At 32.2% G+C, this 12,052-nt stretch carries 10 protein-coding genes; 5 read left to right on the top strand and 5 right to left on the bottom strand.

Going from position 1 to position 12,052, the window contains the following annotated elements; genetic code table 11:
* The first annotated feature begins 344 nt into the window (after positions 1-344).
* Complete coding sequence (locus tag OU788_RS07015; RefSeq protein ID WP_274634504.1) at positions 345-2,465, top strand: carboxy terminal-processing peptidase; 2,121 nt, start codon at positions 345-347, stop codon at positions 2,463-2,465.
* Positions 2,466-2,510: 45 nt separating this feature from the next.
* Positions 2,511-3,125, top strand: coding sequence for an HD domain-containing protein (locus OU788_RS07010; protein WP_274634503.1), 615 nt, complete (start codon positions 2,511-2,513; stop codon positions 3,123-3,125).
* Here the strand turns inward: OU788_RS07010 and OU788_RS07005 are convergent.
* A complete protein-coding gene (locus OU788_RS07005) occupies positions 3,120-3,914 on the bottom strand; it encodes a DUF2797 domain-containing protein (protein ID WP_274634502.1) in 795 nt (264 codons plus the stop codon). The genes OU788_RS07010 and OU788_RS07005 overlap by 6 nt on opposite strands.
* A 66-nt stretch (positions 3,915-3,980) precedes the next feature.
* Here OU788_RS07005 and OU788_RS07000 point away from each other — a divergent pair, with 66 nt between their 5' ends.
* Positions 3,981-5,489, top strand: coding sequence for a GH3 auxin-responsive promoter family protein (locus OU788_RS07000; RefSeq protein WP_274634501.1), 1,509 nt, complete (start codon positions 3,981-3,983; stop codon positions 5,487-5,489).
* 2 nt (positions 5,490-5,491) lie between these two features.
* Here OU788_RS07000 and OU788_RS06995 read toward each other — a convergent pair whose 3' ends face one another.
* From OU788_RS06995 to OU788_RS06980, 4 genes are read right to left on the bottom strand one after another with little or no spacing between them, the layout of a single operon-like run.
* Positions 5,492-5,956: a hypothetical protein gene (locus OU788_RS06995; protein WP_274634500.1), complete on the bottom strand. Its 465-nt coding sequence runs from the start codon at positions 5,954-5,956 to the stop codon at positions 5,492-5,494.
* 36 nt (positions 5,957-5,992) lie between these two features.
* Positions 5,993-7,246 carry a tetratricopeptide repeat protein gene (locus OU788_RS06990; protein ID WP_274634499.1) on the bottom strand — a complete coding sequence of 418 codons (1,254 nt, stop codon included), beginning with the start codon at positions 7,244-7,246 and terminating at the stop codon, positions 5,993-5,995.
* A gap of 51 nt (positions 7,247-7,297) precedes the next feature.
* Positions 7,298-8,821: a M56 family metallopeptidase gene (locus tag OU788_RS06985; protein ID WP_274634498.1), complete on the bottom strand. Its 1,524-nt coding sequence runs from the start codon at positions 8,819-8,821 to the stop codon at positions 7,298-7,300.
* Entirely contained in the window at positions 8,818-9,186 is a 369-nt protein-coding gene (locus tag OU788_RS06980) for a BlaI/MecI/CopY family transcriptional regulator (protein WP_274634497.1), read from the bottom strand. The genes OU788_RS06985 and OU788_RS06980 overlap by 4 nt, the downstream gene beginning before the upstream one ends.
* Positions 9,187-9,307: 121 nt before the next feature.
* Between OU788_RS06980 and OU788_RS06975 the strand changes: the two genes are divergently transcribed.
* Entirely contained in the window at positions 9,308-9,808 is a 501-nt protein-coding gene (locus tag OU788_RS06975; protein ID WP_274634496.1) for a DUF456 domain-containing protein, read from the top strand.
* Between the two features lie 425 nt (positions 9,809-10,233).
* Positions 10,234-11,931, top strand: coding sequence for a lysine--tRNA ligase (gene lysS / locus OU788_RS06970; RefSeq protein WP_274634495.1), 1,698 nt, complete (start codon positions 10,234-10,236; stop codon positions 11,929-11,931).
* The last annotated feature ends 121 nt before the right edge of the window (positions 11,932-12,052 follow it).

The following is a 12,052-nucleotide window of genomic DNA, read 5'->3' as shown; positions in this document are numbered from 1 at the left end:
GGATTTTTTTTTAACATTTTCTAAAGACAGATTCGTTTATTTTATATGTAAAATTGTGGTAATCAAACACAAGCGTCATGATACGAATTATTGTTTACCTTACCGTTTTTATTATTTCGGCTTTTTGCGCTATTATTTCAATCTAACATAAGATATATTATCTAAGTATATTTAGAGAAATAGTAGCATTACATCCTTGAAAGGATCTAAAGGGTAAAATCAAGAGTATAAAGTTGGGGTGTTGTTTTTATAAAAAGCAACAAAACTTAAAAAATTGGCATTATTTTAGTAGCTTAGCGACACAACTAAACTACTCAACACAAATTTAAAAGATAGAAGGTTTTATGAAGACGAAGTTTATTATACCATTTTTAGCTATTACATTATTATTTTCGAACTCTGTTAGCTCGAATACACTTCCTAATAATGACCCAGAAAAAGATAGAGTTATTGTATATGTTTTAAAAAACATTTTAAGTCGTTACCATTATGTTCAAAAAGATTTGAATGATGATTTTTCTGAACATGTATATACAACTTTTATTGATGGTTTAGATCCAAGTAAACGCTATTTTACACAAGAAGATTTAAAAGAATTCTCTCAATATAAATATCAAATTGATAATCAACTAAGAGAATCTAATATTGATTTTTACAAACTGGTTTATAATCGTTTTCTTGAAAAAATGGAATCAGGAAAAGCAAATTATCGCGCTTTGTTAAAACAACCTTTTAACTACAAAAAAAATGAGATAATTGATATTGATTACGACAAGGTTCCTTATGCTAAAAACGAAACCGAATTAACTGACTACTGGAGAAAACAATTAAAACTATCTATTTTAAGTAATATAGAAGATGCTGATGCGCAACAAAACGAAAAAGCAAAAAAAGATAAAAACTTCAAAAAGAAATCTTTTAAAGAATTAGAAGTTGAAGCTAGAAAGAAAGTGTTAAAAAACATGAACGACTTATACATGCGTATAGGTGAATTGGAAAATTCTGACTGGTACTCTACGTTCTTAAATAGTGTGGTAAGTGGTTTTGATCCGCACACAACTTACATGTCTCCTAATATTAAAACACGTTTCGATCAAGAAATGTCTGGTAAACTTGAGGGAATTGGTGCTCGTTTACAAAAGAAAGGAATTTACACGCATATTGTTGAGTTAATTTCTGGTGGGCCTGCTTGGAAACAAGGTGAACTAGAAGCTGATGATATCATTTTAAAAGTTGCTCAAGGAGACGAAGAACCTCTTGATATCGTAGGAATGCGTTTAGATGATGCTATTAAATTTATCAAAGGTAAAAAAGGAACTGAGGTACGTTTAACCGTTAAGAAAAAAATTGATGGTTCTATTAAAATTATTCCAATTATTAGAGATGTAGTAGAACTGGAGGAAACTTTTGTAAAATCGAGTATTGTTGAAAAAGACGGTAAAAAATACGGAGTAATAAACCTTCCTAGATTTTATATTGATTTCAACGACTTAAGCAGAAGAGATGCTGCAAAAGACATGGAGCAAGAAATTGAGCGTTTAAAGAAAGAAAATGTTGAAGGTTTAATTGTTGACTTACGTGATAATGGTGGAGGTTCTTTAAAAACAGCCATTGAAATTGGAGGATTATTCATTAAAGAAGGGCCTATAGTACAAGTAAAGTACCGTGGAGAAGATCCTTTAGTAAAAAATGATACCGATTCTAAAATACAATGGGAAGGACCATTAGTAGTAATGGTAAATGAATTCTCTGCTTCTGCTTCAGAAATTTTTGCTGCAGCAATGCAAGATTATAAACGTGGAGTTATTATTGGTGGTAAACAAACTTACGGTAAAGGAACCGTACAAAACGTATTACCTATCAATCGTTTTTATGAGCAATATCCTGATGACTTAGGAGCTTTAAAAATGACCATTCAAAAGTTTTATAGAATCAACGGTGGTTCTACACAAATTGAAGGTGTATATTCTGATATTTCATTACCTAGCAGATACAGCTATATGGACTTTGGTGAACGTGATTTAGATGGTGCTTTACCATGGGATAAAGTAAAACAAGCTAAGTATACAACTACCAATACCTATAGTAATTTTGCTGATGTTGTTTACAACAGCAAGCAACGTGTAATGAATGATGAAAAGTTTAATAAAATAAACGAGTACGCTAAGTGGTTAAAGAAAAATCAAGACGAAAGAGTATACTCATTAAACTACGAAACTTTTAAAAAGGAAAGCGAAGCTAAAGTTAAAGAAGGCGAACAATATAAAGATATCTTCAAGTTCGATTCTCATTTAACATTTGAATCTCCTACATACGAACTAAGTTTATTTAAAAAAGACACTGTTTTAGAAGAAAAACGTGTTGCATGGCATAAAAACCTTCAGAAAGATATTTACATTAATGAGGCATTAAATGTATTGAGTGAGTTACGAATGAATAACCACCAAGTTGCTTTAAAAAATTAAAAAACGGGGATATCCCCGTTTTTTAATCTCATTATTTTATTTCCTATGCTAAAAAATACTTTTCTAAGTTTAGCCGCTAATTATTCTGATGACAAAGTACTGAACCTAACTCTTTGGGAAGAGATTGTTAAAAACCACACTGACAAAAAACGATACTATCACACTTTAGTTCATCTAGAAAATTTACTTTTTCAATTATCTCAAGTGAAAACAGAAATTAGCTCTTGGAATACCATTTTATTTACACTTTTCTATCACGATGTAATCTACAATTCCCTTAAAAGTAATAATGAAGAAAAGAGTACTGAATTCGCTATAGAAAGAATGCAACTACTCTATGTACCTAAAGAAATTATTAAAAGGTGTGAAAATCATATTTTAGCTACTAAACATCATAAAGTATCAGAAGATACTGACACCAATTATTTTACCGATGCTGACTTAGCTATTTTGGGCTCAAATTGGGAAACATACGAGCAATACTATAAAAATGTGCGAAAAGAGTACGCTGTGTATCCTAGCTTAGTTTACAATCCTGGTCGAAAAAAAGCACTAAAACATATTTTAACCATGGATAATATATTTAAAACTGAATACTTCCATCAAAAATTTGAAAAAGCTGCTCGTGAAAATATTCAACGAGAAATAGATTTACTATAGCAACTCAATCTTCACAACTAACCCTTCATTGGCACGAACATTAAAAACCGTTTCATCTTCAAAAATTAGGTATTGTCCTTTTATTCCAACCAACTTACCTGTATAGTTTTCTTCTTTCTCTAAGTTTAAACTCTTAGGTTTTTTCGGATATTTCTCTACAGGAAATTGAATATTTGTTTCCGTATTCGTAGCTATATAATATTCTTTTGCTTCATCAGGAATAAACTCTTGTAAGCGCTCTCTCCACTCCACCAAATTTTCATCTTTAATGTCATTTTTCAGCATCGTTCTCCAATTGGTCTTATCAGCAACGTGTTCTTTTAAAGCAACTTCTGTTATTCCAGCTAAATATCGATTTGGCACCTCAACTATTTCAATAGCTTCATGTGCTCCTTGATCAATCCAACGAGTTGGCACTTGTTGTTTTCTCGTTACTCCCACTTTTACATTACTTGAATTTGCCAAGTACACAATATGTGGCTGCAACTGCACTTTTTTCTCATACTCTAAGTCTCTATCTTCTTCTCCTAAGTGCGCTTTACTCAATTCAGGACGCATAATCCAATCACCAGCAGTAGGTATTTCAAAAAAACAACTCTTACAAAAACCTTGACGGTAAATTTTCTTTTCTAAATGACAGTTTAAACACTCATAAGTAACAAAGCTTAAAGACATTTCTCTATTCAATAACTGATTCATATTCAAATAACCAGATGGCATCTCTAAATAATACTGAACAGTGGTTAGATTCTCGGTAGGCATTTTTTTTAAAACTCCTTGGTATTGCATGTCTTAAATTTTATTACTTTTAGCTTCACAAACTTACTGTAAAAAAATTGAATTAAGAGTTAAACTATGACGTTTCCATTTATAAATTCAATCATTTCTTGGTTCTTAAAAAAGCGTAAACATCAAGTAGAGTTGTTTTTAAAATACCCCATTGATGTGCAAAATGAGTTGTTACTCAAACTTGTGAGTGCGGCTAAGAATACTGAATTCGGAAAACAACAAAACTTTGCTTCAATTAAAAATTACTCAGACTTTGCAAATAACATTCCTATTCAACGTTACGAGAGTATTGAACCACTTATTGAACGCTGTAGAAAAGGAGAACAAAATTTGTTTTGGCCAACACCTATCCGTTGGTTTGCAAAATCTAGCGGTACTACCAACGCAAAAAGTAAGTTTATTCCTGTAAGTGATGAAGCTATTGAATATTGCCATTTTAAAGCAGGAAAAGACATGTTGTGTCTGTATATCAACAACAATGAAGATGCTAAATTATTTACAGGAAAAGGACTTCGCTTAGGTGGAAGCTCTGCTGTATATGAAGACAATAATTCTTATTTCGGAGACCTTTCTGCAATTATTATTGAAAACATGCCTTTTTGGGCAGATTTCAGCTCTGCTCCTAAACAAGAAACAGCATTGATGAGCGAATGGGAAACGAAAATGGAAGCCATTATCAACGAAACCATTCACGAAAACATTACCAGTTTGGTTGGAGTTCCTTCTTGGATGCTAGTTTTACTAAACAAAGTTTTAGAAAAAACTGGAAAGGATAATATCTTAGAGGTTTGGCCTAATTTGGAGGTGTACTTTCACGGAGGAATCAACTTTAACCCATATCGTGAACAGTACAAAAAATTGATTCCGAAAGACGATTTTAAGTACTATGAAACCTATAACGCTTCTGAAGGATTCTTCGCTATCCAAGACCGAAACAACTCTGAAGAAATGTTATTGATGTTAGATTACGGAATTTTCTACGAGTTCATTCCTATGGATCAATACGATGGTGAAAACTCTATTGCAATTCCGCTTTCCGAAGTAAAAAAAGATATAAACTATGCTGTTGTAATAACTACCAATGGTGGTTTATGGCGTTATTTAATTGGAGACACAGTTAAATTTACCTCAACCGATCCTTATCGTATAAAAATTACTGGACGTACCAAACATCATATCAACGTTTTTGGAGAGGAATTAATTATTGAAAATGCTGAAGAAGCATTAAAAGCTGCCAGTGATAAAACCAATAGTGAAATAAAAGAATATACAGTTGGCCCTATTTTTATGAACGGAAAGGAAAATGGAGCACACGAATGGATTATAGAGTTTGAAAAGCCTCCTAAAAATCTTGCCTTCTTTACTGAAATGCTAGATAACGCTCTAAAAAATTGTAACTCTGACTACGAGGCTAAACGTTATAACAATATGACCTTGGCAATGCCAAAAGTGCATCAAGCCCGCAAAGGTTTATTTTACGATTGGATGAAAGAAAAAGGTAAGCTAGGTGGTCAACACAAAGTTCCGAGATTATCTAACGAACGTAGTTTTGTAGAGGAATTGTTAAAACTCTAAGCTTATTTTGTTTGAATTTTTAATGGTAAATGATATTGCGTAACTACAGGAATACCTCTTTTTGTTGCGGGTTGTATTTGCGGTAATTTTTCAATAGTAGATTTTAAAATACTATCCAACTCTGGAAGTTGCTGCGTAACATTATTTGAAGCCGTAATATTTTTCAATATAAATTTACCTTCAGCATTAATTAACAAATCAATAAGTACCTCTTCTTCTATTCCTTCTTGTATTACAAAAGAATACTCTTGTAAACTTTTAGCAAACCTTTCATGAATTTCTTCTCTAAAACACTTCGATTTTTCTTCTTCTGAAAGACTTCTACATCTATTAAAAGCAGGAGAAACATCTACTTTCGTAAAATCTACTATAGTATCAAAAGCTTGAAGGTTCCCTTTTTTAGGTGGTGACAAAAAATCACAAGAAGTAGTTAGTAAAAGTAAAAAGACGGCATAACGTATATTCATCTTATTGATTTTAAGATGAATATACGAATTTTACTACTAATCTAAAATTTCTCCTTGTAAGAAATAATGTTTTTTTATCGCTTCTAATCGTGTTTTCACATATTCAGTATATGAAACATCTTTTCTTTCAAAACGATTTATATAAGTTTTATAGTGCTTATATGCAATTTTCTTGTCTTCATAATAAACTTCACTCTTTAAAGCTAATTGAAACAATGCTCGATAATTTTTTTTATTCTCATCAAAAGCCTTTTTATATAAACTCAACTCTTCTTTAGAGTTACCTAACTCTTTATACACTCTTGCTAATTGGTAATATTCCTCATCTCTTGGTTCTTTACCAACAAAAGTCGCTAATGTATAATTCAACTGTGCTTTATGAAATTTTCTCTGTTCAAAATCAATATCTCCTAAATATTTATATGCTTTAAAATCTGATCGATCTATTTTAAGTGCTTTATTAAAATACTCTTTTGCCTTCTTATACTTCTTCAAATTAAAATAACTTCGCCCTAACATTTTTTGAGTATAATGCTCATTAGGCTCTATAGAATCTATCTTATCTAATAGTTTAATCGCTTCTTTATACTTTTCTTTTCTGTATAGGTTATTAATTTTAAGTTTGTTTAAAGCGATGTGATTAGGATCCACTTCCAATCCTCTATTGATAAAAATGGTTGCAGAATCTTTATCTCTTAAAAAAGTATACGCCAACGCCAATTGATGAATCGATTTAATATGCTCTTCATCATTTTTGTAAGCTTCTAAAAAGCTATTAATTTTTAAATTATTCTTGTTCAACATTGCATATCCAATTCCTAATTGATAGTAATAATTTGCATTTGTACTATCTATTTGGGTTAAACTCTTAAAAGTTTCTATCGACTTAGCAGGTTGTTTGGTTTTTGCATATAACTTTCCAAGTTGATATTGTATCAATAAATTTTCGGCATCCTCATTTATAATTCCTTCATAAATTTCAATTGCCTTTTCTAGCTTTTTCTCTTTCTGATACGCTTTTCCCAAGTTTACTTTTACAGCATAATCATCTTGCAATGCCAAAGCTTGCTCATAGTATTTAGAAGCTTGCTTATGATTATCTATAGACGCATAAATTGCCGCTATTTTTGAAGTTGATTGAAAAGTAGTATCCAACTCATGTAACTTTGTTAATGCTGTTTGATAGCGCCCTTTATTTAGTAAACTATCAATAGTTTGAAAAGCCGAAACTTGCGCCTCGACTTTTATAATTCCTACTACAAAAACAATAAGTAAAATTTTATTTTTCACGTTTCTATTTTTGGTATTGTTCATTGGTTAACTGTGACCAAGATACTTATTTTATTTCACCTCAAAAGTAATTGGTAAGGTATACCCTACTTGAACTTTTGCTCCATTTTTAATTCCTGGTTCCATTTGAGGCAATTTTTGTGCCAATTCTTCAGCATACTGTTCTAATGTTGGATGTGGAGCTCTTGCCTTAACATCAATTACTTTACCTTCTTTGTCTATTTTAAATTGCACATAGATTCTTTTTTTCCCTATTGGAAGTCCAAGATCTTTAGTTATTGACATATCAAAATTATCTTGCACAAACTTGCTTACACTTTTATGAAAACAGTCTTTATCTCCTTCTGCACACCCAGGAAACGTTGGTACTTTATCTAAAAGCGAGAAAGGAATGTCTTCTGAATCTTGGTAATTATTTTTTCTCTGGGTTTCACTTTTTTCTACATGAGGTTTTTCAAAAGCAACCATTTTTCTACCGTTCTCAGCTTCAAAAACTCTAATATTTAATTGAGGCATTCCTTCTTTATTAAATCCTTTCAACAAATCTAAATACTCTCCTTTTTCCTCTTCTCTTAATTCATCAATAGAGTATTCTTTTGCATTAGGCATTCCATCACCTAAATAAATGTCCAAATATTTACTTTGGTAACCAGTAGAAGGTTTTTTTACAATTTTACCATCTTCAGTTTTATATACTGTTACAGGCTGCTTTTCTATCTTAACTTCTTCACTAGAACAAGCCGTATACAAAATCATACTTCCTAAAAGTGGAATCAGCAGCAAATATTTTAGCTGTTTTACCTTTTTTGATTGTGTTTTTGTCATCATAATAATTCGTTTTTTGATTAATGAATGTTTATAAAATTGATTAATGAATGAAATATGCTCGACCTGAAAAATATCAGCGAGTAAATGGTTGATATAATTTTCTTTTTGATCAGATTTACTTGCTACAGCATCTGAAATATATTCATGAACTAATGAAATACGATTTTGATACACATACACCATCGGGTTGAACCACATTACTATTTTTAAAAACTCAAAAAATAGCAAGTCCAACGTGTGTTTTTGTTCACTATGCACCAATTCGTGTTGAATGATTTTTTCTTGCTTTGAAGATGGAATATCTTTTCCTAAAAAAATATAATTGAAAAATGAAAACGCTTTGGTTTCTTTTGGAAGCAATATGAGTTTATAATTTCCTTTTGGAGTAGTTCCGTATTGTAAAACTAGTCGAATGATACGTTCTAACTTCACTAAAAACACTCCTAAAAACAGTACGAATCCACTCCAAAATAACACGTCTAAATAAGTAATGGATTGATACCAAACCGCTTTTTCAATTACTTTTTGAGGTGACAACACGACCTCTGGTAATAAAATATAATATTCTTGCGGCACAGCTTTTTGAACCGTTGGAATTTTAAACAAGGGTAACACAAAAGAAAGTACTGCTGTACCCAACAAATACCATCTGTTTTTGGTAAAAAAGGTTTCTTTGCTTAAAAAGAAATCGTACACCGCTACAAACAGTACCTGAAATAATATAACTTGAATAATATAGTTGATCATGACTTCTTATTTTTATTCACCTCTTTTAAAATACTTTCTAGTTCTTGAATGTCCATTTTGTTTTCTTTCATAAAAAACGACACCATACTCTTAAATGAACCTCCAAAATAACCATCCATTAACTTGTGTAAACTTTCATTGCTATAGTCAGACTTTTCTATCAACGGGTAATATTCATACCCTCTACCCTTTGGTTTATGCCCCACAAATTCTTTCGTTTCTAAAATTCTAATTATGGTAGAAACCGTATTATATGCTGGCTTAGGCTCTGGTAACTGCTCAATTACTTCTTTTACCGAAGCTATTTTTAACTCCCATAATACCTGCATTATTTGTTCTTCTGCCTTCGTTAATTGTTTACTCATAGTACTTTATATGAAATATTCCTGAAACAAATATAACTAAAAAATTAGTTTAAACTAATTTTTTAGTTAATAAATATGTAACAAAGCTTTCCTATCTTCGTCATATCAATAAAAAAAGTTAATGGATATATTTTTAGTTATACTTGGGTTTGTATTTTCTTGTTTAGGAATTGTCGGATCGTTTTTACCAGTATTACCAGGGCCTATTACTAGTTGGGTAGGTTTGTTATTGTTACACCTAACAAGTGTTGTCCCTCAAAACTGGACGTTCTTAGGCATTACCCTAGCTATTGCCGTCTTCATATTTATTTTGGATTATTTTATTCCTGCAATGGGAACAAAACGCTTTGGAGGCTCTAAATACGGTGTGTATGGTACCACAATTGGTTTAATTATTGGACTCTTTACTCCTATTCCCTTCGGAATTTTGATCGGTGCTTTTGTGGGAGCTTTGGTGGGTGAATTGATTTATGACAGTAAAGATACCAACAGAGCTATTAAAGCCTCGTTCGGTGCTTTTCTTGGATTTTTAGCATCCGCAACTATTAAATTTTCTATTGCTACGGTATACTTGGTATTATTTATCGTGAAGTTTTTTGAATACAGTAATTCTTTCTTTTAGGAAGAAGTTTTATTGATAATGTCCCTTCGACTACATTCAGAGAACACCCTAAACAATTAGGGAAGTTAGCAAATACGCTTAGCCCCGATTGTAGCAATTGTTTGAGCTCTCCCGACACTTCGGGAAGCGAGTGCGGAAAGCGGGAAATAGCTTCAAAAAACACTTAAATTTAGCGCAAAAAAAAAGCAACCCATCTCAGGGAAGCTTTCCATTGGTTAACAAAACCATGGTACTATTTAAAGTACCTAACAACACAACTAAATGCTGTCCTTTTAAAATTAGACAGCCTGCAAATATACAACCTTTTTTAAAGTTCGCAAACTTTTTTGAGTTTTTTACAAAAAATGCGAATCTGTTAAGCGTTGTTTAATTCTGCAATTGATTGTATCTTTGCAGCTTCATTAAAAATTAATAAAAAATAACCCATGCAATTATCAGAACAAGAAGTTGTACGTAGAGAAAAGTTAGGGAAGCTAAGAGAATTAGGCATCAATCCCTACCCAGCTGATTTATTTCCTTTAAATTCAAACTCGAAAGAGATTAAACAGAAGTTTGAAGAGGGTAAAAAGGTGGTGATTGCAGGTAGATTAATGTCACGTCGTATTCAAGGAAAAGCTTCTTTCGCAGAGTTACAAGATAGCGAAGGTCGTGTACAGGTATATTTTAACCGTGACGAGATTTGTACTGGTGAAGACAAAAACTTGTACAATGAAGTGTACAAAAAGTTATTAGATATAGGTGATTTTGTAGGGATTGAAGGAGAGTTATTTAAAACTCAGGTTGGAGAAATCACTGTAATGGTAAAAGATTTTAAATTATTAAGTAAATCTTTAAAGCCATTACCATTACCAAAAGTAGATGCTGAAGGAAATACTTTTGACGGATTTACAGATCCTGAAATGCGTTACCGTCAACGTTATGCTGATTTGGTAGTAAATCCACACGTAAAAGAAGTTTTTGTAAAGCGTACGAAGTTATTCAATGCGATGCGTCAGTTTTTTAACGATGCAGGATATTTTGAAGTAGAAACACCTATTTTACAACCAATTCCAGGTGGTGCTGCTGCAAGACCATTTATTACACATCACAATGCCTTAGACATTCCGTTATACATGCGTATTGCTAATGAGTTATACTTAAAGCGCTTGATTGTTGGTGGTTTTGACGGTGTGTATGAGTTTTCGAAAAACTTCCGTAACGAAGGAATGGACAGAACGCACAACCCAGAATTTACAGCCATGGAAATTTATGTAGCCTACAAAGACTACAACTGGATGATGGAGTTTACTGAAAAATTATTAGAGCACTGTGCATTGGCAGTGAATGGAACTACTGAAGCTACTTTTGGAGAGCATAAAGTAGATTTTAAAGCTCCGTATGCGCGTGTTACGATGGCAGACTCTATCAAACATTTTACTGGTTTTGACATCAACGGAAAATCGGAAGATGAAATCCGTAAAGCTGCTCAAGACATGGGTATCGAAGTAGATGATACGATGGGGAAAGGAAAGTTAATTGATGAGATTTTTGGAGAGAAATGTGAAGGAAATTACATTCAACCAACCTTTATTACCGATTATCCGAAGGAAATGTCTCCGTTATGTAAAGAGCACCGTGACAATCCTGAATTGACAGAACGTTTTGAGTTAATGGTATGTGGTAAAGAAATTGCTAATGCCTACTCTGAATTAAACGATCCTATCGATCAACGTGAGCGTTTTGAAGCACAATTAAAATTAGCGGAACGTGGAGATGATGAAGCGGGTGAGTTTATCGATCAAGATTTCTTACGTGCATTAGAGTATGGGATGCCTCCTACTTCTGGATTAGGAATTGGAATGGATCGTTTAATTATGTATTTAACGAACAATCCGTCAATTCAAGAAGTATTATTCTTCCCTCAAATGAAACCTGAGAAGCAAGCTCCTTCTGTTGAGTTAAACGATGATGAAAAAACATTGTTAGCATTGATAGAAAAAGCTGAAAAAATAGATTTAAACGAGTTAAAAACTCAAAGTGGTTTATCTAACAAAAAGTGGGACAAAACCATTAAAGGATTAACTAAAAATAACCTTGCTAAAGTTGAAAAAACGGAAGAAGGTTTGGTTGTAGAAATCGTATAACGTATTTCAAAGACTAAATAGCATTGAAAAGCAATCTTACTTCGGCTACGCTCAGTAACCAGTAAGGTTGCTTTTTTTATTTGGCTATTATGCAATTTTGGGTAAATTAGCTAGCTATGGA

Source organism: Tenacibaculum sp. L6 (genome assembly GCF_028823685.1).
Classification (GTDB): Bacteria; Bacteroidota; Bacteroidia; order Flavobacteriales; family Flavobacteriaceae; genus Polaribacter.
The sequence above is the reverse complement of the archived record's forward strand: the minus strand, read 5'-3'. Positions and strand labels throughout refer to the sequence as shown.

Excerpts from the sequence above, each read along its gene's own strand:
- OU788_RS06975 (WP_274634496.1), top strand. The coding sequence starts at position 9,308 with ATGGATATATTTTTAGTTATACTTGGGTTTGTATTTTCTTGTTTAGGA.
- OU788_RS07000 (WP_274634501.1), top strand. The coding sequence starts at position 3,981 with ATGACGTTTCCATTTATAAATTCAATCATTTCTTGGTTCTTAAAAAAG.
- OU788_RS07005 (WP_274634502.1), bottom strand. The coding sequence starts at position 3,914 with ATGCAATACCAAGGAGTTTTAAAAAAAATGCCTACCGAGAATCTAACC.
- OU788_RS07010 (WP_274634503.1), top strand. The coding sequence starts at position 2,511 with ATGCTAAAAAATACTTTTCTAAGTTTAGCCGCTAATTATTCTGATGAC.
- OU788_RS06995 (WP_274634500.1), bottom strand. The coding sequence starts at position 5,956 with ATGAATATACGTTATGCCGTCTTTTTACTTTTACTAACTACTTCTTGT.
- lysS (WP_274634495.1), top strand. The coding sequence starts at position 10,234 with ATGCAATTATCAGAACAAGAAGTTGTACGTAGAGAAAAGTTAGGGAAG.
- OU788_RS06980 (WP_274634497.1), bottom strand. The coding sequence starts at position 9,186 with ATGAGTAAACAATTAACGAAGGCAGAAGAACAAATAATGCAGGTATTA.
- OU788_RS07015 (WP_274634504.1), top strand. The coding sequence starts at position 345 with ATGAAGACGAAGTTTATTATACCATTTTTAGCTATTACATTATTATTT.
- OU788_RS06985 (WP_274634498.1), bottom strand. The coding sequence starts at position 8,821 with ATGATCAACTATATTATTCAAGTTATATTATTTCAGGTACTGTTTGTA.